Raw genomic sequence first — 21,761 nt, 5'->3', positions numbered from 1 at the left:
GGGATTTCCGTATATGTAGCAACGCTGGTCATGTCAGCGCCGCACATAATGATGGGGCCAGCACTCCGGCGTGGCGCTCGGGTAGGGATGAGCCGACCCATAGCGCTCACCCGCTTCCTCGAGGAAGTCCATGTGCCGAGGCAGACAGGCGCGGTGTGCATCTCCGTGCCGCCCATCCAGCGGCGCAGCAAGCGGACGTTGCAGGGCCGCGGCATCAAGGGTCACGAATCCGCGCACTCGCCCATTGCTGCCGTCTGGCGGGGTCACCATTGCCGCAGCGCGGTTGCCACACCGGACTTTCGAGGCAGCGCGCAGCATCGTCTACGAGATCGAGGTCGGGTGCCAGAAAGTTAGGCTGTCGGGGAGCGGTGGTCGGTTTCTTTCACCCACGCCTTACATGATGTTACCGAGCGGGATCTTTTCAGGGGATGACAGGCCTTCTTCACATGTATGTTCCCGAGCAGGAACATATAGCCGCAATATCTCGCCAAACCTCTATATGATCCCGATCGGGAACATTCGGCCTTGTATCGATCCGATAGCACCATATGTTACCGATCAGGAACATCAGTTTTCCTGACCAATCAGTCGAGGTGCTCCCATGAGCAACGTAGATCAGTCGTCCGCCATATCGCAACCGGATCAATTTGGAGCCGAAGACGCGCGCCGTTTCGGTCGGATGGTCCGTGCCAGGCGCAAGGCACAGGGGCTGCGCCAGGAGGATGTGGCCAGCGCGACCGGCGTGGGCCGGCGCTACATCGTGGACATGGAAAACGGGAAGCCGACCCTGAGGATCGGTCCGGCCCTGATGATTGCGCGCTTCCTCGGCATCGTGCCGATGGTTGAGCACGCGCTGAGCGCGCCGCAAGACAGTGATCTTCCCGGCATGATCCCCGAAGATCCGTCCGACAGGATTCCCGAAGATCTGCCCGACGATTTGCCGCCGTTGGAGGACTGAGATGAAGATCTACTACGAAAGCAGGGAAGTGGCCGAAATCGCGCCGGGCAAAGACGGCGCGGCGACGCTGACCTACAACCTTGACTGGCAGGGGACGCGCGGTGCCTTCCCGATATCGACAAGGATGCCTCTGGGGGTTGCGAACCATGGTGCGGGCGAGGTCCTGCCGTGGGTGGCAAACCTTCTGCCGGAAAGCCAGCAGCTCGAGATGGTGGCTCGCGCCACCGGCGCCTCGCAGGCCGACCCCCTCGCGCTGCTGGCCAGCATCGGGCGGGATACTTCCGGAGCCATGTCCTTTTCCGAGCGCGGCTTCGCGCGAATGACCACTCGGGAGGTGCCGGACGAGGCGGCGCTTGAGCGGATCATTCAGGAACTGCCGAAGAAGCCATTCCTCGTCGGCGAAGACGGTGTCTCCATGTCCCTGGCCGGCGTCCAGTCCAAGATTGGCGTGCATGTCGGTGCTGATGGAGTGATCTCGATCCCCGTCGAGGGCGCGCCGTCGACCTGGATCCTGAAGCCGGATGCCGCGAATCTGCCTGGCGGGGTCTATAACGAGGCGCTGTGCCTGCGCTTGGCGGCTCTCATCGGCCTCGCCGCGCCGGAGGTGCGGGTGGGGCGCGCCGGCGCGCGCCGGTATCTTCTGGTGGAGCGCTACGACCGGCGTCAGCAGGGCGAAAGTTGGCGCCGCCTGCACCAAGAAGACATGTGCCAGGCCCTGGGCCGCCTGCCGAGTGCGAAGTATGAGCGCAACGAGACCGGGCAGCGGGGCCCCATGGTCCGCGACATTGTCGGCGTGATGCGCACGCTCGATCCGCTCCGCGGGGTACTGTCGATCTTCGACTACGTGATTTTTAACACCATCGTCTGCAATACCGACGCCCATGCGAAGAACTATTCGGTCATGGTCACGGCCTCCGGCGCCAACTTGGCGCCGATCTATGACGTGATGTGCGCCAAGCCTTGGCCGAGCATCATCAGAAAGCAGGCAATGTCGCTCGCGACGAAGTGGGACGGCGATTACTTCAAGGGTCGCCACTGGCAGCGAGAGGCCGCACTCTGTGGCCTGAACCCCACAGCCGCGCTGCGTCGCGTCGAGGTGCTTTGCAGGGCGACCATGAAGCATTTGCCGCAGGCGGTGGAGGAGGTCATTGCGATGGACCCCGACGCCGAAGATTGGGTGCGTGAAGTGGAAAAATACATAGCCGAGCGCGCGACCTTCCTGGTCAACGGCCTTGCCGAGCAGGACCCGGAGGCGATCTCATGGGCGCGGGCGCGCCTCGAAGCGGCGGGCTGATGCTCTCCGTAGTGGCCTGCGGCTCGGCGCGGGCTGGTACGCTCAAGCCGCGGCGCGGCTTAGTGAGTTTAACTTGAATAGGCTGCTGATTGGTAGCCTTTCGCACTCCTTCTTCGCCGAGCTGATAGACGAAGCAAGCCAAAAGCGGTCCTTGGGCGATGTCGCCGCCAAAGACCGCTCTCCCGCCCATAGTGGACAGAACGGCTTTACGGCAATCACTGCCGCGGAACGCGCTCCTCGTTTATGCGCGCGCGCTCCTCCGCGCCGAGTTGTGCCCATAGAGCATGATAAAGCTCCAGGCCTTCTGCGGTACCATGGCCGAGGTACGTCGTTGCCAACGGACCTCGGGACTCGTCGATGCGGTTGCCGCGCAACGAGAACAGGGCGTGCATGAAGGCAACGGCATCCCGGCCCCTGATCGTCAGTTCGTTGCCGGCAAGGTCCAGAACGACGAACTGATCGGGCGAAACGAGTTGCCGTGGCTTCAGCACCACGGCCCGACCTCCCCGCGCCATGGCGACGAAAGGCGCGGCGAGCTGGCGGACGAAGCGCACCTGGCCGTTCCCCATGTCGACCGCCGTGACACCTCCCTCGGTCGAGAGAAAGAGGAGCCCGGTGGCCGGATAGGCGAAGGCCGTGAACTCCGCGTCGAAAGGCCTGCCCGTCGTGGCAATGAACGGAGAAACGGAGCCGCTCAGCGACCACCGCTCAATGACGATCCGGCTCTGCCCCAAGGCGCTCGGATCCCTGATCACGGTCTGAACGAACAGGTTCGCCTGATGATCCCACCCAAGGGGCCACTGACGAGCGTTCCTGTCGGGGGACATGGGCAGGTGGTAAAGTAGCTGCCGTGTGGCGACGTCCCAGACATGGATGCCGGCCGCACCCGGGACGCCATAGCCCCGCGCATATAGCCGCCCATCGACAGAGAAGCCGACCTCGTATCCGACTCCTTTCCGTCCCGCCGCTGTCCCGCCTGGCCTCATTTCCCCGAGATAGGCGCCATCCCCGGCCGCGAAGACATGCACGCTGGACGTCCGGTTCGACGGAACCGCAAGGAGCGTGCCATCGGGCGAGAAGCTTGCCGATATCCCCGGGCTCGAGATGCCGTAAACGTCGATCTGAGGCTCGAGTTGACGGATCACCCGACCGTCACGAGGATCGATGATGGATTGCGGAAAGGCTCCCGTGTCCAGGCGGGAGCTGTCTTCCCAGTGGGATATGAAAGCACGTGTTCCACTGCTGTTGACGCTGAAGCGCGCTTCTCGGTCCTGAGGGATGCGGGGCACCCTCGCACCTGCGGCAAGTTCGAGTGCGAAGGCCGCCGCGGCATACGTCGCCATGTCCTCTTCGGTCGGTCCGTCCGGAAGGCCACGCAGCGCGAGGCCGATGGCTCCTCTCCAATCGCCGTGCCGCAGGGCGGTGATCGCCTCGGTGGCGAAGTTCTGCGACATGAGCTGCGCAACTCGTGCGGCGTCGGTCTGTGCTCCGGCCCCGTTCTGGTCGATGACCACTCTCCGGTCGCCGCTGAGCCTCTGCAGGACGGCGCCGTAGAGTGCCGAGCCATGAGGAAGGTCCTGGCCGCCATAGGTGTGACGTGTCGCATTTCTCGCGACAGCGACCAACTTGCCCGTCCGCGACACCGCCGCTTGCACCAGCGGGATGAGATCCCGCCCCTCTGGCGGCAGCCTTGCACCCCGCCGGTCGATCACCTGGAACTCATCGAGCGAGCCGAGGTCGAAAGGCCGGATGGCGAAAGCAGATCCTCCACGGACCAGCGCGACCTCAGGATGGAGCACCTCGGTCGTGAAGCGGACGCTCCCGGTTTCGAGATCGATCGCGGCGAGGCGCGCCTCGTCCGTCATCAACACCATCGGCACGCCGGGAAAGGTGAAGGAGCGGCTCGACGGGGCGTCGATGACCCCTGCCAGATCGGCCACGGTCCGGCGCTGGCCATCCATGGCCCACCGTTCCAGCACGACACCCGACCGTCTGCCTGAAGCCCTGTCCGTCACGAAATTCTGCACGGCAAAGCCATCCTCGTGATCCCAGCCCAGGGGCCACGACGTCCTCCCGGGCCCGCTATTCGAGACCAGATGTCGGACCAGCGAGCGGGTGGAAACATTCCAGACCAGGATCCCGCCGCCGCCGCCCAGGTAGCCAACCGCATAGAAGGCGCCGTCGCTTGAAAAGCCGAGCGGCCGGGTGGCGATTGCATCTCGCTCGAGCATCCCGCTGGCGCTCATCTCCCCGGCCCAGCTTCCGTCTTGCGCGTTGAAGAGATGGACCGAGTTCCCGGGCATGTTCGGATAGGCAAGAAGGCGGCCGTCGGGCGAGAATACGGGAGAATGTTCGGGCGCGGTTGCCGCCTTCACCTCGACGAGGCGCCTGATGAGGGTTCCGTCACGCGGGTCGTGGATTGCGGGCACCGCGCCTTCGGCGCCGGCGCGCGGATCGAAGAAACCGACGAAGGCCCGGGTGCCTGTGCTGTCGACGCTGTAAAGGCCGCGGGTTTCCTCTGCGATGCGCGCGATCCGTGAGCCTGCCGCGATCTCGAGGGCAAAGACCGCGTCAGGCAAAGCTGCCATTTCTTGCTCTGTCGGTTGAGGGGGAAAGGCCTGCAAGGCCAGGTCCAGCGCCGACTGGCTGTCGCCGAGCATGAGCGATTGCAGCGACTGCTTCGCGATGTTCTTCGACATCATCCGCGCCGCTTCGTCTACCCGGGTCTGCCCCGAAGCCTCCTGGACGAGGAGAAGGACCGCCACGGCGAGCGCTCCGAAAGTCATGAGACGCATTTCGGTCTTCTCCCTTCCGGATCAATCGGTGGCATGGAAGGAATGCGCAGCGCGGGCAGGGCGCAGGAGCGGCCGCGCGCCCTCTCGTGCTTCATCGCGGCGCGTTCGAGGTCGCGCGGCGATCCCATGTCAAATCCCGCAGCGCTCCAGGAGGGCGAGCCGGGCCGCGCCGGTCCCCTTCATGCCGGACTCGAAGAGCGTCTCCCATGACCCCGTGTCCTGAATCCAGAGCCGCTGCCCATTTGCGAAGAAGTCCCAGTGGATGTGGTCTGCCGGGATCTCGGCCGAGATCGATCCCTGCTCGTTGAAGCCGGTGAACGAATCGCGGCTCGTGCGGCCGTCCGGCAACTCGATCCAGATCATCAGGCCCCCGGTGGTGCTGATGGTCTTGTGCGGCGCGGAAAGATCCGCCCCTTCCGACCTGTCGCTCAGGTTCATGGAGACCCGTCCCGTGCCACGACGGCACAGGAACAGCAGTTCGCGACCGTTACTGCTCGCCGTGGTCCAGGCGCGATCGGCAGATTTCCCATGTTGCCATTCCTGCGCCAGAGCCGAAGAGGCGCCCAGACAAAGGGCTGCCTGCAACGCGATCATGCCTGTCCGGTTTCGCATCATCGCACAGGTTCCTCCCTTTCGTTGAGGGTATTCCACCGAATGGTGCAGGAGCGCCGGCCATGGAGACGTCAGGGCTTTATCAGGCAGTCGCGGCGGACGGGCTGATGGTGACAGTGTCAGGGAAGAGGGCGAGGGTTTCAAGTCGCATGTATTGCCGTGCGACCGCCCGCTTGTCGGCAGTCAGACAAGCCGGACCCCCCTTCGCAAGAACCTGAGAAACGTCGATCCGCCCGAGAACAGATGCAAGAACAGCAGGACAGATCGCGTGGACGAGGCCACGAGGCCGCTAGAACGGCATGGCCTCATCCTCTTGTGGGTCCAGTTCGATCCGGCCTTCAATGAGTCCCATGTCGATCGCCTTGGCTTCGAGATCGCAATAGACCGACCAGAGAGCGTTGAAGGCATCAAATTGTCCGCGCTTCCACTCATCGGACGGCGGGTCTTGAAGCTCCGAAAACCGGACAACCTTACGCATGTCGGAATCGAGCGGCCATGGGTTGCCATTCTCGGCCATCCGGGCGAGCCGCTTTTTCATCTTCGTCAGATACTCAAGCATCAGTTCCTGATCCGTTTTAGGCGGATCGGGGATGTGCCCCACATCCCCGCAGGTCTTGCAGATGTGCCGCCATCCGCTTTCGTGCCGTGGCTCTTTCAGCATGTGCAGGAAGGTCGTTGATCCGCCGCAATGCGGGCAGAGCTTTGATTGTTCGTGATCGTATCGCGACATTTTATTCTTGATCCATCAGATTCCGGCTTTTGCCGTAGGCCAGCCAGACGGGAGAGATTTCAGCGTCCTTGCCAATGGTCCCCTGCCCGTGACACACCCGGCACGGCACATCCCTGCCGACCTCCGGCCTGTCGATCACGGCGCGCATGGCCCCAGGCATCAGCCCGATCCATTGCAGACCGGCAATCCTTCGTCGCCGGTTCAGTGTCCATCCCGTTCCGGTCTCGGTCCCGGGCGTCAGCAAGCCGCGTCGGTTCAGCTCTGCGGTTAGCCGCAGGGCAATATCCTGTAGTTCCATCTCTGCGGGCTTGAGGACGTCTATGGCCGCCCGGGTTCAGCCGACCCCCCATGACATCTAAGCTGCGTCCAAACTGGTGGACTTTCTCGAGGCCCGTCAGGAGGTCCCGGACGGCAAGCCGCAAGCCCGGTTCATTCTCTCGCGTGTGGTGGACGGCACCCGCCAGGCGGCAAGGGCGTTTTTGCGCTCTGAAGAAGGGTCGCCGGCAGTCCCAGGCCGCCACCGGAGCCGATCCCGATGCGAGGAGACCGAGGACGCCTGCCGGTCGGCCGCCTGGGATTCAAGCCCCGGTCAGGCGCGCCACCACAGCGCTTGAGCATAGGTGGGCATGTGCGAGAACTCGGTGTAGACGGCGAGCCCCCCGGTCGGTGTCCAGCCCTTCTCGACCCAGGCCTCTACGCTGCGCTTGAAATCGGAGAGATTGGTGGCCGTCACCACATGGTATCCGGAGTGTTTCGGGCCGGAGAGGATATCGTCCAGAATGCGGTCCATGCCGGTCTTCATGAGATCTGTTTCCTTCATGGCAGGTTGTTCAAGAAATGCGGACTGCGGGCCAGTCTTTGACCGGTCGTGCCGGCCAGGAGCCGCGACGCGGGGGCCTTCCCGCATGCTTTCGGTTGCTGCCCCTGCGCCCGCATTGGCGCTTGCGCAGCTATCGGAATGGCGAGGGAAGGGTCAAAGGTTCCAAAAGGGAACGGGAGCTGTTATTTCCCGGGAATAACGGGACCTTTCCGCACGGCCGAAGCGGCCTCCTTAAAGGAGACAGCGTATCTTGAACGGCATGGTGCGCGAGTAATTCATGGGTGCATCCTGCCTCCGCGGTGGCAAACCGTCAAGTGGTTGCTGCAGATTTGGCTGTGCTATTGATGTCCCATGGGCTTGGGAACCCGCAGCGCCGATCGGGGAACCCGCCATTCGAGCCAGTATGGCGAGATACGGATTTACGTGGTGCCGTTCTGGCCTGATCGATTGTCGGCGATCCGGCCAGCCAGCGGATCGCCGACCCAAGGTTCAGTCGATCGCCATCCGAACCGAAACCGGCAGGTTCTCGAACAAAAGCGTATCGCTCACCATCTCGGGCGGATTTCCAGGAATGAACTCGAGCATGGCCTCGGAGATCGCATTCCGATGATAAATGTTGCCGGTACAGCGCCACTTCTCGTTCAGGCGCGTGCAACGTGCCGGCTTCAATCGCTCCGCAACTTCCGCAGTCAACGCGGGATGTTGCTCACGCATTTCGCTCGGGTAGGTCGCGTCATTGATGGTTTCCACAATGGCAAAGACATTTTCGGATTCGGACCCTCGAATGAAAAACATGTAGGCCCAGAAGAGATGAAGTGCCTGCTCTTCCGTCGTCACTTCTGGCGGATCGGCCTTCAGATACGCGTAGAGATTGGCGCTGTCTCCGTTGAGCCACCAGCTTGAACCTGATGCGCCATCGACGGCGACGAAGACATTCGTCGACCGGTCCTGATCGTAGATGAATGCCCGGATCAGAAAGTCGTCCTGGTCCATGAATGCCAGCCTGACTGTGCGGTACTCAGGGTAGGCATTCCTGAGCACACCGTCGCGGACGTCCCTGGGCATCAAGGGGCGCAGGTCCAGAGGCAGAGTGGTCCATCCCTTCCGAAGGAGGTCAAGCTTTCCGCTGACATCGCTCGCGGTGGTTAGGTCCGGGGATTGCATCGCGTCCTTGACGCTGTCGATCAGCGCACGCGTTCGGGGATCCAGCGCGGGTTCCGATGGCGGGACAATGGGCGCTGCCGGCAGACGTCCGGAACGCACATCACCATCAGGAGCCGGGTCCTGGCCCGAGACAGGCGGTCCTGGGTCGCTTGCGGCGCCGCTGGTTCCTCCCTGGCCCAGGATCAGCGCACCAAGTGCCAGGCGGCAAAGCAGACCGCAGGCCTGTTTGTCAGGAACCGGCGGCGACGGGGCAGGCCGGATCGGAGCTGGAGGCGCCCCTTCATCCGCCGGGAGCAGCGCGTCAATTTCGCCCTGATCCATATCCAGATGAATCCTGAAGTTCTCGAATTCGTTGCCCGCGAGAACAAAGAGCGACGCAGCGAACGACACTTCGCCAGGTTGGCAGGGGGGGCGTTCGGCTCCCGACCTCAGAGAGGTCTTGCCGAAGGAACTGATGGTTTGGGGTACGCAGATCTGGCCAGTCTGGAGCCGATGGGAGACAGGACCCATGTTGCGAAAGGATAGTTCGAGCGGCACGATCCGACCGGTGCTCGTCATGCCCGCGAATACGTATTCGCGGCTTTGGTAGGTAAATATGCGGTCGTTGAAACAGCCGCCCGCGTCGATCCGATGCCATCCCGAGATGCCTTTCGTGCCTCCCGTGATCCATCCGCTATCCCCGTGGGTCGAGAGGACAGCGATATCCGCGTCCCCGTCCTGGCAAAATGCGATTGCCACATTGGCCCGAGCCTCATCGGCCGCGGTTGTCGCAACAAGAAGGATCATTGAGAGAGTCATGCGCATCGTCCAATTCCCCCAACGCCCGTTCAGGACTCTTCTCGAATTTGGCGGCTGCTCAAGACGGTCCTGTCAGCCTCTGCAGTGACGTCCCGCCGGATCACCGGCCGGGCAGAGTTTCTCGTCTTGGTAACTGTCTGCCGTCCCGATCCGACGGGAGCGGGCCGCAGCGGAAGAAGATCGTCGCGGGCGATCGGTCCTCGCGGCGGCCCTTACACGAAGGGGTTCTGGTACTGTTCCGGGCGTGCGAGCGGCTCCTGGCCGAAGAGCGCAAGGCTCCGGGGGTCGCTCCTGCGGCTGTCGAGCACCTCCGCGATTTCGGCGGGATCCTCCAGGAAGAGCCAGCTCGCGAATTCCGCCTCCGTCACGCCGGCGAGGAGCGGGCGTTGCTGGGAATGGGGCGCGCACCAGGCGGCAAGGGCGAGAAAGACCGCCCCGCGGCGCAGATCGCTGGCGCGGAAGAGGCGGGAGACGATCGGGACCGAGGTGCGCCGTTCCAGGTCACAGGCCGCCTCGAATGCCCAGCCGTCGAAGGGCCGCGACCGTTCGATGGTACCGGTCTGGCTGGCCTCGTGCATGGTCCGGCTCGCTGATGGGTTCAGATCCGCGAATGCTCCGTCTTCCTGCGCCGGAAATCCGCAGGGCGTTGCGGCAGGCAGTCTGCGCGTGTGGCGCATGTCCTTTGCGTATGGCGCAAGGGAGCGTTCATCCCGTGGATCGTTCTCGTGGCCTGTCATGCGCGCTCTGCGGGAGTGGCTGAAGCTGGGAGAAAGGTAAGGAGAAAGGTAATCAGAGCAGTATGCACGACAGTCGCAATCCGGAAAGCCCTCGTTCAGTCAGCTTGACAACTTGAAAGCCGATGAGCGGTTCCGAAAAGTCTCTTTCAGCCCGTCCTGATGGTTCGGACCTGGCATATGGCAAGATCCCGCCGACCGCCTTGGCCTGCGGGGTCCGGAAGGAGAACCGGTTCGAGTTTTCAAATCACCAGGACCCCCGGTATCCGCCCTGGGCTGGCAAGAGGGATGGCCGGGCCTGTGCCGTCTGCTGCGGATCCCGGAAGGTTCCTGATCCCGTCTTCCGCTCCGGGACCGCTGCACCTGCCGCGCGTCTCCCGGTTCGCCGTCCGGACGCCGGCCGCGGGGCCGGCGTCATCGGTCAGGCATTCAGGCCACTCTGGGTGCCGGTCGTGACCCCGTCGGGTGTCGCAGGCGTCTTTCTTGCGGCCGCCGTGGTCCCGTAGCCGAACTGGGAGGCCACCATGGCCGCCTGCGTCCGGTTCTTGACATTCAGCTTGGCGCAGATCGAGCGGACATGCATCTTCACGGTCACCTCGGAGAGACCGAGGTTCTGGGCGATCTCCTTGTTCATCAATCCGGCAGTAAGCCCAAGCAGGACTTCAAGTTCCTTCGGCGTCAGTCCCCGCTCGTCGGACACGTTGCGTCGCGGTGTCAGGCGCAGGAAGGCCGGCAGGTAGGTCTCGCCGGCCAGGATGAAATTGATGGCGTTCACCAGCGAACGGGCGCCCTGGGACTTGTCGATGTAGCCCGCGGCTCCCTTCTCCAGGGCCTCGATGACAACATTGGGCGCGGCGCCGCTGGCAAAGAGGACGACGGGCTGAGCCTGGTTCAGCTCCACCAGGCGTGCGAGGGCCTCGAGCCCCGGCATCATCCCCGGCAGGAGCAGATCGAGCAGGATCATGTCGACGGGGCCATGGGTCCTGACGAGCGTCTCCAGCTCCCCGACGCTCGTGGCCTCGATGATCTCCACGTCCAGCTGAGTCGCAAGATAGGCGGCGATCACCTCCCGGATGAGGCACTGGTTCTCCGCGAGAGCGATCCTTCTCTTCTGCATCACTGTCCGTTAACCTTTCGCCGACAATTGAAACACCATTGGACTGCTCCATCCTTCTTTTTCGACACGGTGCTTGTGCGATATCCGCGCTGCGGGGCGCGGCGTGATCAAAGGGAGGCCATACCGCTTTCGATGTGGCCGAGATTGACCTATCCGCGCATAACACGTGAAAAAACGCATGGCACCTTATCTCCTGTGCGCAGCCGGTATCGCAAGTATTAATCGAAAGATAAAAGGTGACTCAAGGCAGCCATGCCACTGCGCCACAAGGGGATTTAAAACGACTATAAATCAACTGCAGGAAGAAATCGAGGCGAATGCAGCGGAAAACTGCTTTTAAGATATGCAGAACCGCCATGAATCCTGACCAGGAGGACGGATCTGTCGCATTTCCGTTGCATGACTGTGCGCCGAGCGGCCGCGGCGGTGGCCGCCCTGCGCAGTTTTGACGCATCCTGCGGCGCGGCGCTCGAGAAGAAGGAACAGGGGCGGTCAGCCCGCGGCGGATCCTTCCGGCGCGGAGACACAGGCGGCCTCGAAGGCCCGAGGGGGCAGGGGAGGACCTGACAGGTACCGGGACCCAATTGATAGAGGTGCCCTCGGGTGAGCGACCAGCAGACCGCAAGACGTTCCTTGCCCATGAGCATCAGGGAGCCTACCTTGGCGCGAGGAGGCACGGCCATGGGCATCGAGACGCACACTGACGTGGAGCACTGGCTGAAACCTGCCCGGCCCGAAGACGCGGCGGAGCCGGGTTATGATGCATGGCTGGAGGCCGAGATCGCGGCCGGCACGGCCGAACTCGACGCCGGACGGGTCGCGACACTGGAGCAGGTGAAGAAGGAATTCGGCCTCGAATGAAGGTCGTCTTCTCCGACCGGAGCCGGGTCAGGCTTCACGAGATCCAAGCCTACATCGCCTTCTTTAACAGCCGCGCCGCCGTCCGCGTGGTGGACAGGATCATCTATGCCGCCGAGATGCTGGAGGACCACCCCCAGCTTGGAGCACCCTGGCGCGAGGGGCCGACGCGGGCTCTGGTCGTGCCCGGCATCCACTACCGCCTGCATCCGGACAGGGTCGAGATCATCACCATCGTTCACGTTCGACAGAAGGCGCCGCACTTCGGTCGCTGAGCGGCGGGGCTGCCCGGCTCACCAGCCCGGGTAGCGCTCCCACATCTTCTGGACGAAATCCTCCCCCGGATCGCGGGCAGCGGCGAGGTCGCGGGCGAGGCGGTCGATCAGGTCGGCGCATTCGACCTGCTCGCGCCAGCGGTGCGTCATGGCCGCCTCGGGGTAGAGGAGGCCGAGGAGCGTTCCGGCGATCGCGCCGGTGCTGTCGCTGTCGCCGGAATGGGTCACGGCGAGGCGCAGTCCCTCCTCGAAGCCGCGCGCGGCAAGGCCCGCATAAAGCGCGATCGCCAGCGCCTCCTCGGCCACCCAGCCGCCGCCGAGCCGCTCGACCGTCTCGGGCCGGCCATTGCGCGGTGCCGCGAGCGCGGAGGCGATGGCAAGGGCGGTCTCCCCCTCGCAGGGGACCGCCACACGCTCGATGGCGGGCTCCAGCGGCTCGCCCCGGAGCACCGCCGAAAGGATGCAGGCGAAGGCTGCCGCCGCCTCCTGCCCGGTCGGATGGCCATGGGTCAGCGCCGAGGTCTCCAGCGCCAGCGGGCGCACGGCCTCGCCCAGAAGGGCCACCGGCGCCACGCGCATGATCGTGCCGCAGCCCTTCGAGCCGTTGCGGGCCGGCTGTCCGAACTGCCGGGCCGCACCAAGCGCCGAGAGGCAGGTGGTCCCGGGCGCGCGGCAGGCGTGAAGCCGCGGATCGGCAACGAGGCCCGTGCGGCACAGCTCCGGCACCTGCGGCCGGCCTCCTTGCGTGCCGTACCAGCGCAGCAGGGCGTGGTGGACGACGCCGGCCGGGTTGCAGATGCCCCGGGCTACGCCGCGAACCTGGGCGCGGATCAGGCCCTCGGCCGTGAACAGGGTCATCTGCGTGTCGTCGGTGATCGCGCCCCGCCGGCCATAGGCCACCGGCAACTCGTCGATCCCGCGCGGCCAGGTCGCGCGGATCCGGTCGAGGCTCCAGAATTCGATCCCGGCCCCCAGCGCATCGCCCATGGCCCCGCCGAACAGCGCCGCCCGCACCAGCTGGGTCCGCCGGTCGGGCAAGGCCCCCCGCGCCTCGAGAAAGGCCGCCTGTGCGCGGGTCTCGATCGCCCCGGGCCGGACCGCCCGCACCCGCGCCATCGCCTCGGCCGCGCCGGCCCCGCGCTCGATCAGCATCAGCGCCGCCACCGTCCCGGTGCGCCCAAGCCCGCCACGGCAGTGCAGAAGCACCCGCTCCCCGGCTTCGAGCGCGGCGTGAAGCCGGGGTGAAACGGGCTCCCACAGCGCCATCCAGGCGGCTGGGGGCGCTGCAAGGTCGGGGATCGGCAAATGCAGCCATTCCATGCCGCGCCGCCGGACGCCTGCGCCGAGCCCGTCGACCCGCAACAGGTTCAGTTCGGAGGGGTCCATCAATGTCACCACGGTGGTGGCGCCCCAGTCCCGCAGCGCGTCGAGATCGGTCTCGAGGTCGCGGCACCAGGGGTCGCCCTGCAGACTGGGCCCCGCCTTTCCCGGGCAGAAGGTCAGCCCGATCCGGCCGTTGGCCACCGGCAGTTCGGCGATGAGAAGGGGATGTGTCACGCTCGTTCGCACTTGCAGTCGCTCCATTCCTGCGTTTCTTGATGTGCCGAGGATGCCGCAACGGGTTGGTCTTGCGGCAAAACGTCGGGATTTTCCGGATCATGCGACACGTCGGTTTCTACTGGACGCTGCCCGTCTTCTGGGCAGGCTTCCGGCAGCTGGATCCAAGGCCCGAGATCGCGGCAGGCCAGAGCCGCACCATCCGCTACCAGCGCGCACTCGTGCGCCAGTGGGCCTCGCGCAGTGGCGCCGAGATCGTGGACGAGGTGGTGGCCATGGAGATCGCCCCTGACCGCGCCAGTCCCGCGCTTCTCGACGATCTGGAACGCGCGCTCGGGATCGCGGCGCGGAAGGCGGCGCGGCTGGTGCTGGTGGACTTCGCCGATGCGCATGGCTGGCGCCGGCATGGTCCGCTCTGGGATCGGCTGGCGCATGAGGATCACGAGCTGATATCCCCCGTGCCGCTGGACCTCGATGGCGTGGCGTTCAACCCGGTCGAGCACTTCCGCGGCTGGCGGCGGGCAGACGAAGCGCGCATCGCCACCAAGCCCGAGCACCGGGCGCTGATCCTCGCCGCCCTGCAGGATCTCGAGACGCTGGCCGGGCCCGCCCAGGCCGAGGCGCTGAACCGCACCGGCCTGCGCACCTTCACCGGGCGGACCTGGACCGCCGACAACCTGCGCAAGTTCGTCAGGATCCCCGGCTGAAGCACCGCGAGGCAACTGGCTTCACCCGAGCGGGGGAGGCGAGGTTCGATGAGGTTGCACCGCAAATCCGTGCGAGGCAGCGATCGGCCCGTCCTCATATCATATCCAGGATAAGGAGGCGTGCATGCTCAGGAAACAGGTTTACAAGCGAGTTCTCAGGACTCTCGCTCCTGTCAGGAACAGGCGCGTGACGAGGAAGGGCATGGAGTATCTTCTTCTCCGGACGGAGGGCGGAGATGTCCGGCTGCTGGTCGAGAAGGACGACCTCCGCAAGGTCCAGAACTGGAGGTCCCTTGCGCTGCGCCGACGGCGCATGAAGGCGGCTCAAGCGCAAGCCGACCGGGAGACGTCGGACCAGCCTGCCACGCGTCCTCTTCCAGGTCCGGACGCGTACCGGCCGGATGCCCGAGCCCGGGCCGTGCTGCGCGGCATCGAGATCTCGGAACAGGATCTCGCCTCTGCCGGCGGCGCCTTCGACCTCGCCGAGGTCCAGCGCCTGATGCGTGGTGTGAGCCGGCAGGCGGTCGGCAAGAGGGTGCAGGACGGAAGCCTGCTTGCCGTACCGGGTCCAAGCAACCGCAAGGTCTATCCGACGGTCCAGTTCACCCGTGACGGCACTCTCGTCCCAGGTCTGAAGGAGGTGCGGAACGCACTCGGACACGAAAGCCCGTGGTCGATGCTCAACTTCCTTGTCAACCCGCACGACGCCCTTGGTGGAAGAAAGCCGATCGACCTGCTCAAGGACGGGAAGACGCGCCTTGTCATCCAGGCGGCAGAGAGCGAAGGGCAGCAGGGAGCCTGATGCCGCCACTGCCACCGCCGGACATCGACCTCCGGACGCCTCTCATCCGCACGCTGTCGGCCGGCGCGCGGCTGCATCGCTTCCATGACCGGGCCTTCGGACCGATCTGGTTTGGGCAGACGGGCACCGGCCGCCTCGACGACCCCGCGCACGCATACGGCGTTCTTTACGTTGCTGAAGGGGAAGGTGGAGCCTTCTCGGAAGCCTTCCTGCGCCGGCCCGGACTCAACCTGATCGCCCGTCTGCATGGTCCGGGTCTTGGAGTCATCGGAGCAACGGCGGAAGTGACGCATGGCGGCCTTCCCTACGATGCGCCGCAAGCCTGGTCGAAAGTCCTTCACGATCATCCTGCCCGGTTCGATGGCATCCTCTACCGATCCAGGCACGACGACGATGAGCTTTGCCTCGCGCTCTTCGACCGCGCTGAGCCGGACATTGTCGAGGTGGAGCGGTGGCCCGATCTCGACGAGGACTGTTCTGGCGGATCGCCGAGCGGTATGGGGCAGGTCTCGCCTCCTGACACCAGTCCAGGCGGCGGGGCCAAGGCTCAGGTCGCACTGATCAGCCCGCCGTCAGGATGTCCCTGCAGTCGGCGGTGAACGATCCGGAGATCCTTGTGGCTGCCCAGTTCCCACCTATCCATTCAGGCCCTCGGTGAAGAGACGGCAAATCGACTCTGAGGCATCTCGAAAAATCGCAACCGACCCTGCCGGCAGAAGGGCGCAAGCCGCCTCGCCTCCTGCGGCCTGCAGGGACAGGCTCAGGATGGGACGCCCTCCTGTCGCGCGATAGGCGGGGGTCAGGCTGAAGGCGGTGTAATCGCCAGGGGTCCGGACAATCGTGCCCACCTTCACGTCGTTCAGGAACACGTCCAGTGAGGGGATCTCTTCAGCGGCGCGGGCCTTTGTCATTCGTGCTCCGCCTGCGGGCTGAACGCCGGACGATCCTCCTCGTCCTCCGGCCGCAGCAGCGCTTCGACGGCCGGCACCAATGCCTGCGGGACCAGCATCACTTCCAGGCCGAGCGACCTGGCGATGTTGATCAGGGTCGTCGTGCGGGGGGCCGCCGTGCCGGTCTCGACGTCGCGGTAGCGCGGGCGCGAAATCCCGGCCAGGTCGGCCACCTGTTCCTGGGTCAGCCGCGCCGCCTGCCTTTTCCTGCGAAAAAGCTTGCCAATCATCCGCATGGCTTCGGACTTCTGCTTCATGATGCTCTTTCGGATCAGTTCTCCAGACCAGGATATCGGAACGTATCATTTCCGATCAGTCAGCAAGAGAGATCCCTGAACGTAACAGGAAGCTTGTTGAAAATACATATACGTACCTCGCGTGGCCCTGCGAACAGGAAGGGGCTGGAGCTGGCATTGCTCCAGAGCCATCGCAGCCCTCAGAGGTGGCGCGGGCAGGCGGCGGTGGGTCGAACGCGCGTCGGGTCGGCCATTGAAAGGGGCCCCAGGCTCTGCGAGCGCATGGTCGATCGCGGCATCCCCTTCCGCACCCCGTGGCCCTCATCAGGACGCGCATCAGGGGGCGTGGCCAGGCGCTGTCCCTCGACAGCCAAGGGACCGGGCGGTCAGCCCGCGGCGGATCCCTCCGGCGCGGAGACATGGGCGGCCTCGAAGGCCCGAGGGGGCAGGGGAGGACCTGACAGGTAGCCCTGGATGCGGTCGCATCCGGCCGCGCGCAGCCATTCCCGCTGCCCCTCGGTTTCCACGCCCTCTGCCGTGGTGGTCATCCCCAGCGTCCGGGCGAGACTGATGATGGCCTCGATGAGGGGGCCGCTGTGCCGGGAGCCGGAGAGAGCGAGGCCGGCGATGAAGCTGCGATCGATCTTGATGTCGGACGCGTCCATGCGGTGGAGGTAGGAGAGGGAGGCGTAGCCCGTGCCGTAATCGTCGATGGCGATGCCGATCCCGGCCTGCCGGAGGGTGGCGCTGTTCCGGGCGGCAGCCTCGGACCGGGTGATGAGGGAGGTCTCGGTCAGCTCGATCACGAGCTGGCGAGGGTCGACCTTCTCCTGCAACAGATGGTCCAGGACATCCCGGGCGAAGTCACGGCGGGCGAAGCTCCGGGCCGAGACATTCACGCTGAGCCGATGACGCCAGCCCCGACGGGCCCACTGGCCGAGCTGACGCACCGCGAGGCGGATCACCTGGGCATCGATGCCGAGGATCAGGCCGGTTTCCTCGGCCAGCGGGATGAACTCGTCGGGGCGCACCTCGCCCAGGACGGGGTCCGTCCAGCGCACCAGAGCTTCGGCGCCCGTGAGACGGTGGGCGGCGTCGAGGGCGAACTGCGGCTGGTAGACGAGTTGCAGCCGGCCGATCGCGCTCCCGGCGAGCGCCTGGCAGATGGCGCTGCGCCGTTCCTCGGCCGCGAAGAGCTCCTGCGACAGCACGACCGTCCGGTTGCGTCCGCGGCGCTTGGCGGCATGGAGGGCGATGTCCACCCCGCTCATCAGCATCGCCATGGTGGTGCCATGGGCGGGGCAGAGCGCGATGCCTGCCGAGGCGGTGAGATTGATCGGCTGCCGGTCGATCTCGATCGGCAGGGTGACCGCCTGGCGCAGCCTTTCGGCCAGGGCGACGGCGGCTTCATGCTCCTGCCCCGGCGCAAGCAGCAGGAACTCGTCCCCTCCCGTCCGGGCAACGAGGCTGTCCGGAGGCGCGGTGTCGCGCAGGCGTCGGGACAGGAGGCGCAAGACCCGGTCGCCCGTCTCGTGACGCATCGTGTCGTTGACCGATTTGAAGCTGTCGATGTCGAGCATGATGAGCGCGAGGGGCTCTCCGGAGCCTCCGTCCAGCCGGGCCAGCAGCTCCGTACTCAGCGCGCGGCGGTTGGCCAGGCCCGTCAGCGGGTCCTCGGCCGCCAGCCGGCGCAGCTGCCCGGCACTGGCTTCGGCTGCGGTGATGTCGGTCAGCGAAAGGACGATCCTCGCGCCCTGAGGTGCCGTGGGCAGGGGAGCTGCGTTGATGGAGAGCACGCGCCGGTTGCCGTTGGACAGGCGGAGGGCATAGCGCAGGTCGTGCTGATCCTGCCCGGTTGCCGTCACGAGGGCGGAGGGCAGGGCGCTCTTCCCGACCGGCTCGCCCTGGAGCGTTTCCAGAGGCCAGTCCGGGATGAGGAGGACGTGCGGATCGTCGGGCGCGGGGACCAGATCCAGGAGGCGCCGTGCTTCGGCATTGGCATAGATCACGCGCTCGGCGGCATCGGTGGCCAGGATGGCCGAGACGCTTGTGCGCAGGACGCCGGCAAGGAGGGCATTCTGCGCCTCGAGCTTGCTCTCGAGCGCCTTGCGGTCGCTGATCACCGTCTCGACCGAGACATAGCCGGCATAGGTGCCATCGGCATCGTAGAGCGGATGGATGTTGAAGCGGATCCAGTAGGGCTGGCCCATCGCGTCGTAATTGAGGGTCTCGCCCTCGTGGCTCTCGCGCCGGTCGACGGCGGCATGGACCGCGGCCACGGCCGCGGGATCGGTCTGCGCCCCCCGGATCAGGGCCCCGAAATCCCGCCCCGCCACATCGGCGAGCCGGTAGCCGGTCTGGAGCTCGAAGGCGCGATTGACCCAGACGACCCGCAAGCCGGTGTCGAGGATGGCGACGAGGTTCGTCATCACCTCTGCCACGCGGGCGAGGCGATGGAGAGTGTTCTCGGCGGCCTCGGCGGCGGTCCTCGCGATGATCGCGGTTGCCTCGGCGTCACGGCGGGCCAGCGCGGCCCCGATCGCATCCGCGACCGCGCGCAGCAGGGCGGTCTCTCCCGGATCGAAGGGCGGACGCGGCCGGACCGCGTCGAAGCCGACGAAGCCCGTCAGGCTCATGCCGTCGGTGAGCGGCGTGATGACCAGGGCATGGATGCCCTGCCGGGCAAGATGCGCCTTGATCGGATCCCTGTCCTCCAGGGCCGCGACATCGGGGATATCGACGGCCATGTCATCCTGCAGGAGCGGCAGCCAGGGCTCGATGATCGTCAGCGGCAGCCGCTGCAGCGTATGCCGCTCCGGCGGGATACCATCGCGGCACCATTCATGGGTGTTGCTGCACATCCTCTCCCCGATCCGGAAGACATAGGCCCGGTCGGCCATGCAATGGGCGCCAAGCTCCGCGAGCGCATGGTCGATCGCGGCATCCACTTCCGCACTCGTGGCCCGCATCAGGACGCGCATCAGCGGCGTGGCCAGGCGCTGTCCCTTCGACAGGCGCTGTGCAAGACGGGCCGGATCACCCAGATCCTCCGCGAGAGGCAGCCAGGCCTCCTGTCCCCGCCGGGGGCGGGGCTCCGGCGCGGCGGGTGTGCTCTTGCGCATCGGGAGCGGGCCGGTCTGGTCCATGATGCGGTTGCGTCCGCCCCGCTTGGCCTCGTAGAGGCGGATGTCGGCCTGCGCCTGAAGGTCGTCGAGAGTTCTGCCATCGTCGGGACCGATGGCGATCCCTGCCGAGAAGGTCGGCTGGACGGGGTCGGAACTGCGCAGCGGCGGGATGTCCACGGTCCGTTGCGCCAGCCGCCCGGTCAGCTCCACCATGGACGGCCGGTCGAAGCCGGGACAGAGCATCAGGAACTCCTCTCCGCCCACCCGGAAGGCGCGGGTGCCCTCGGGCAGGATCCGGGTCATGGCGGTGGCGAAGCGGCAAAGCACCCGGTCGCCCACCGCATGGCCGAACCGGTCGTTGATCTGCTTGAAATGGTCGAGGTCGATCAGAGCGATGCCGAGGGTCGCATGCCTCGCCTGCGCGGCCTCGAAGGCGATCCGGAGCGCCCGGCGATTGCCGAGGCCGGTGAGCGGGTCGAAGAGCGCCAGGTGCTCGGCCGCCTCGCGCAGGCGGGTGATCTCGGCAAGCTGGCCGCGCGACTGCTCGAGCGCCTCCTCGAGCCGCTCGGCATTGCGGTGAAGCTCCGTCCTGTCGGTCAGGATGGCCGCGGTCCCGAGGCGCGCGGTCCGCCCGCCGAGGGGAGGGTGCATGGGCAGCAGCCGGATGTCGAGCGTCCGGCCGTGGATCTCCATCGATCCGCCCTCGCTCATGCCCTCCTCGTCCTTGTCCAGCAGGTCGCACAGGTTGGCGAGGGGCCCGCTCCGGCAGGGTTTCTCGCCGAGGTCGAGATCGGGCAGCAGCTTTCGGGCGGCCGGGTTCAGTCCCGCGATGCGGCCCCGGCCGTCCAGGACCAGCACCGGATCGTTCAGGTTGAAGTAGATCAGGTCGCGGGCCAGCGTCGCGATGTCGAAGGACCGGTTGGCGTAGATCGCCCAGGTGAAGATCAGAAGGATGAAGGCGAAGGCGAAGGGGGTGGGATCGAAGCCGAAGAGGGTCGTGCCCAGCGTGAGATGGGCCAGATTGGCGGCCAGGGGCGCCAGGGTGCCGAACATCATCATCATCAGGGTCGGCCGCATGATGCGGCTGGCCCGGAAGGCGGCCAGGATGGTGATGGCGAGCGCCGAGAGAAGGAAGACGTAGAGCAGTGCCGCCGCGGCGTGAAACAGCGGTCCGTGCTCGAAGATGCCGGAGGGCCGGCCATGCAGGATCGCAAGCCGCGTGCCGGGCAGGTAGAACAGCCCGTGCCAGGGATTGGTCGCAGCCACGGCTGCCACGAGGCCGACGAGACCTGCGATGAAGACGGCTTCGGCCCGCAGGCGCCCCCTGCGCAGATCGAAGCAATAGTGTCTCAGAAAGAAGAACCAGCAGATGGGCACGAGCGCGATCGCGGGCCAGGCCGCGGTGGCAAAGACGAGCTTGCAGGACAGGAGCGGGACCGCCAGTTCGAGGCCGGCCGCCCCCAGCCACCAGATCATGCCGAAGATGCAGGCCAGGAAATGCGCGCGGCCGAAGAAGCTGTCCTGGCGCAGGAGCCAGGAGGCAAGCAGCACGAAGCCGACGAGCGTCGTCCCCGTGGCATAGACCGCGCTGTCGAGGGCGAGACCGGTGAAGCAGGGGAGAATGTCCATGGTGATCCGGCTGCTCCGGGTGCGGTGTCACGTTCTGCGGGACGCGAAGGGCGCGTGGGGTCCTTTTCCGTGGCCGGCCGGGGCGGGCCTGCTGCGCCTCCCTCCCTCTGTCGAGCCTCCGGACGCCTGGCCTTGCGCGGGCGCGGAGGTCACGGATCCGGAACGCCGATCGCGTTCTTGCCGTGGGCCTTTGCCGCATAGAGGGCCTTGTCGGCGCTCTTCATCAGGCTGCGGGCCGTGGCATCGGGATCACGGACCGCGGCCAGGCCGAAACTCGCCGTCACGGCGACATGGGGGGCCTCGACGAGCCGGATGGCGCCCAGGCGCCGGCGCAGGCGCTCCATGAGCCGCTCGGCTTCGGCCAGGGAGGTGTCGGGCAGGACGATGGCGAACTCGTCGCCTCCGACGCGGCCGAAGATGTCCGACCGGCGGATCGTGCTGCGGGTACAGCGTCCCACGGACCTGAGAACCCGATCGCCCGCAGGATGGCCATAGGTGTCGTTGAAGGCCTTGAAATCGTCGATGTCGAAGAGGACGAGGGCGAGATCGCCGCCGGAAGTCCGGCGCTGCCGCAGGGCGGTGGCGAACCGTTCCTCGAAT

The 21,761-nt window shown here is 65.9% G+C and carries 18 protein-coding genes; 7 read left to right on the top strand and 11 right to left on the bottom strand.

What is annotated here, in order from left to right:
• The first annotated feature begins 601 nt into the window (after nt 1–601).
• Both ACTVZP_RS19560 and ACTVZP_RS19555 read left to right on the top strand, forming a co-directional pair.
• Nucleotides 602–958 (top strand): helix-turn-helix domain-containing protein, encoded by a 357-nt coding sequence (locus ACTVZP_RS19560; RefSeq protein WP_443213847.1) that lies wholly within the window; start codon nt 602–604, stop codon nt 956–958.
• A gap of 1 nt (nt 959) precedes the next feature.
• The gene (locus ACTVZP_RS19555) at nt 960–2,252 is read left to right on the top strand and encodes a HipA domain-containing protein (RefSeq protein WP_443213846.1); all 1,293 of its coding nucleotides are present in this window, start codon (nt 960–962) and stop codon (nt 2,250–2,252) included.
• Between the two features lie 215 nt (nt 2,253–2,467).
• Here the strand turns inward: ACTVZP_RS19555 and ACTVZP_RS19550 are convergent, their stop codons facing one another.
• The 7 genes from ACTVZP_RS19550 to ACTVZP_RS19520 form a co-directional block, all read right to left on the bottom strand.
• Nucleotides 2,468–5,047, bottom strand: a complete 2,580-nt coding sequence (locus ACTVZP_RS19550; protein ID WP_443213845.1) for a hypothetical protein — start codon at nt 5,045–5,047, stop codon at nt 2,468–2,470.
• 129 nt (nt 5,048–5,176) lie between these two features.
• Complete coding sequence (locus ACTVZP_RS19545; RefSeq protein ID WP_443213844.1) at nt 5,177–5,641, bottom strand: hypothetical protein; 465 nt, start codon at nt 5,639–5,641, stop codon at nt 5,177–5,179.
• 307 nt (nt 5,642–5,948) lie between these two features.
• Entirely contained in the window at nt 5,949–6,389 is a 441-nt protein-coding gene (locus tag ACTVZP_RS19540) for a hypothetical protein (RefSeq protein WP_443213843.1), read from the bottom strand.
• Between the two features lie 589 nt (nt 6,390–6,978).
• Nucleotides 6,979–7,179, bottom strand: coding sequence for a hypothetical protein (locus ACTVZP_RS19535; RefSeq protein WP_443213842.1), 201 nt, complete (start codon nt 7,177–7,179; stop codon nt 6,979–6,981).
• A gap of 519 nt (nt 7,180–7,698) precedes the next feature.
• Nucleotides 7,699–9,177, bottom strand: coding sequence for a hypothetical protein (locus ACTVZP_RS19530; protein WP_443213841.1), 1,479 nt, complete (start codon nt 9,175–9,177; stop codon nt 7,699–7,701).
• Between the two features lie 206 nt (nt 9,178–9,383).
• Entirely contained in the window at nt 9,384–9,749 is a 366-nt protein-coding gene (locus ACTVZP_RS19525) for a hypothetical protein (RefSeq protein ID WP_443213840.1), read from the bottom strand.
• A gap of 577 nt (nt 9,750–10,326) precedes the next feature.
• Nucleotides 10,327–11,022 (bottom strand): LuxR C-terminal-related transcriptional regulator, encoded by a 696-nt coding sequence (locus ACTVZP_RS19520; RefSeq protein WP_443213839.1) that lies wholly within the window; start codon nt 11,020–11,022, stop codon nt 10,327–10,329.
• A 681-nt stretch (nt 11,023–11,703) separates the two neighbouring features.
• Between ACTVZP_RS19520 and ACTVZP_RS19515 the strand changes: the two genes are divergently transcribed.
• The gene (locus ACTVZP_RS19515; RefSeq protein WP_443213838.1) at nt 11,704–11,883 is read left to right on the top strand and encodes a hypothetical protein; all 180 of its coding nucleotides are present in this window, start codon (nt 11,704–11,706) and stop codon (nt 11,881–11,883) included.
• A complete protein-coding gene (locus ACTVZP_RS19510; protein ID WP_443213837.1) occupies nt 11,880–12,155 on the top strand; it encodes a type II toxin-antitoxin system RelE/ParE family toxin in 276 nt (91 codons plus the stop codon). Before ACTVZP_RS19515 ends, ACTVZP_RS19510 begins: the two co-directional genes overlap by 4 nt.
• An 18-nt stretch (nt 12,156–12,173) precedes the next feature.
• Here ACTVZP_RS19510 and ACTVZP_RS19505 read toward each other — a convergent pair whose 3' ends face one another.
• On the bottom strand, nt 12,174–13,739 hold the full coding sequence (locus tag ACTVZP_RS19505; protein WP_443213836.1) for an ADP-ribosylglycohydrolase family protein: 1,566 nt from the start codon (nt 13,737–13,739) through the stop codon (nt 12,174–12,176).
• A 74-nt stretch (nt 13,740–13,813) separates the two neighbouring features.
• On the opposite strand from ACTVZP_RS19505, the gene ACTVZP_RS19500 reads away from it, so the two are divergent.
• The 3 genes from ACTVZP_RS19500 to ACTVZP_RS19490 all read left to right on the top strand — a co-directional run bounded on the left by ACTVZP_RS19500 (nt 13,814) and on the right by ACTVZP_RS19490 (nt 15,820).
• Nucleotides 13,814–14,419, top strand: a complete 606-nt coding sequence (locus ACTVZP_RS19500) for a hypothetical protein (protein ID WP_443213835.1) — start codon at nt 13,814–13,816, stop codon at nt 14,417–14,419.
• A 202-nt stretch (nt 14,420–14,621) separates the two neighbouring features.
• Nucleotides 14,622–15,221, top strand: coding sequence for a hypothetical protein (locus ACTVZP_RS19495; protein ID WP_443213834.1), 600 nt, complete (start codon nt 14,622–14,624; stop codon nt 15,219–15,221).
• Complete coding sequence (locus tag ACTVZP_RS19490; protein ID WP_443213833.1) at nt 15,221–15,820, top strand: RES family NAD+ phosphorylase; 600 nt, start codon at nt 15,221–15,223, stop codon at nt 15,818–15,820. The genes ACTVZP_RS19495 and ACTVZP_RS19490 overlap by 1 nt, the downstream gene beginning before the upstream one ends.
• 308 nt (nt 15,821–16,128) lie before the next feature.
• Here the strand turns inward: ACTVZP_RS19490 and ACTVZP_RS19485 are convergent, their stop codons facing one another.
• The 3 genes from ACTVZP_RS19485 to ACTVZP_RS19475 all read right to left on the bottom strand — a co-directional run.
• Nucleotides 16,129–16,428 (bottom strand): helix-turn-helix domain-containing protein, encoded by a 300-nt coding sequence (locus tag ACTVZP_RS19485; RefSeq protein ID WP_443213832.1) that lies wholly within the window; start codon nt 16,426–16,428, stop codon nt 16,129–16,131.
• Between the two features lie 365 nt (nt 16,429–16,793).
• Nucleotides 16,794–21,161, bottom strand: a complete 4,368-nt coding sequence (locus ACTVZP_RS19480; protein ID WP_443213831.1) for a diguanylate cyclase domain-containing protein — start codon at nt 21,159–21,161, stop codon at nt 16,794–16,796.
• A 149-nt stretch (nt 21,162–21,310) separates the two neighbouring features.
• Nucleotides 21,311–21,761, bottom strand: a 451-nt coding sequence (locus tag ACTVZP_RS19475) for a GGDEF domain-containing protein (RefSeq protein ID WP_443213830.1), incomplete at its 5' end; no start/stop codon positions are given.

It is taken from the genome of Rhodobacter sp. NSM (assembly GCF_052244495.1).
Taxonomy (GTDB): domain Bacteria; phylum Pseudomonadota; class Alphaproteobacteria; order Rhodobacterales; family Rhodobacteraceae; genus Cereibacter_A.
Note: the sequence above shows the minus strand (reverse complement) of the source record. Positions and strands in the feature narration are given on the sequence as shown.

What these genes read in the sequence shown, in the direction of transcription:
- ACTVZP_RS19560 (WP_443213847.1), top strand. Translation starts at nt 602, where the DNA reads ATGAGCAACGTAGATCAGTCGTCCGCCATATCGCAACCGGATCAATTT.
- ACTVZP_RS19555 (WP_443213846.1), top strand. Translation starts at nt 960, where the DNA reads ATGAAGATCTACTACGAAAGCAGGGAAGTGGCCGAAATCGCGCCGGGC.
- ACTVZP_RS19550 (WP_443213845.1), bottom strand. Translation starts at nt 5,047, where the DNA reads ATGCGTCTCATGACTTTCGGAGCGCTCGCCGTGGCGGTCCTTCTCCTC.
- ACTVZP_RS19545 (WP_443213844.1), bottom strand. Translation starts at nt 5,641, where the DNA reads ATGATCGCGTTGCAGGCAGCCCTTTGTCTGGGCGCCTCTTCGGCTCTG.
- ACTVZP_RS19540 (WP_443213843.1), bottom strand. Translation starts at nt 6,389, where the DNA reads ATGTCGCGATACGATCACGAACAATCAAAGCTCTGCCCGCATTGCGGC.
- ACTVZP_RS19535 (WP_443213842.1), bottom strand. Translation starts at nt 7,179, where the DNA reads ATGGACCGCATTCTGGACGATATCCTCTCCGGCCCGAAACACTCCGGA.
- ACTVZP_RS19530 (WP_443213841.1), bottom strand. Translation starts at nt 9,177, where the DNA reads ATGCGCATGACTCTCTCAATGATCCTTCTTGTTGCGACAACCGCGGCC.
- ACTVZP_RS19525 (WP_443213840.1), bottom strand. Translation starts at nt 9,749, where the DNA reads ATGCACGAGGCCAGCCAGACCGGTACCATCGAACGGTCGCGGCCCTTC.
- ACTVZP_RS19520 (WP_443213839.1), bottom strand. Translation starts at nt 11,022, where the DNA reads ATGCAGAAGAGAAGGATCGCTCTCGCGGAGAACCAGTGCCTCATCCGG.
- ACTVZP_RS19515 (WP_443213838.1), top strand. Translation starts at nt 11,704, where the DNA reads ATGGGCATCGAGACGCACACTGACGTGGAGCACTGGCTGAAACCTGCC.
- ACTVZP_RS19510 (WP_443213837.1), top strand. Translation starts at nt 11,880, where the DNA reads ATGAAGGTCGTCTTCTCCGACCGGAGCCGGGTCAGGCTTCACGAGATC.
- ACTVZP_RS19505 (WP_443213836.1), bottom strand. Translation starts at nt 13,739, where the DNA reads ATGGAGCGACTGCAAGTGCGAACGAGCGTGACACATCCCCTTCTCATC.
- ACTVZP_RS19500 (WP_443213835.1), top strand. Translation starts at nt 13,814, where the DNA reads ATGCGACACGTCGGTTTCTACTGGACGCTGCCCGTCTTCTGGGCAGGC.
- ACTVZP_RS19495 (WP_443213834.1), top strand. Translation starts at nt 14,622, where the DNA reads ATGGAGTATCTTCTTCTCCGGACGGAGGGCGGAGATGTCCGGCTGCTG.
- ACTVZP_RS19490 (WP_443213833.1), top strand. Translation starts at nt 15,221, where the DNA reads ATGCCGCCACTGCCACCGCCGGACATCGACCTCCGGACGCCTCTCATC.
- ACTVZP_RS19485 (WP_443213832.1), bottom strand. Translation starts at nt 16,428, where the DNA reads ATGAAGCAGAAGTCCGAAGCCATGCGGATGATTGGCAAGCTTTTTCGC.
- ACTVZP_RS19480 (WP_443213831.1), bottom strand. Translation starts at nt 21,161, where the DNA reads ATGGACATTCTCCCCTGCTTCACCGGTCTCGCCCTCGACAGCGCGGTC.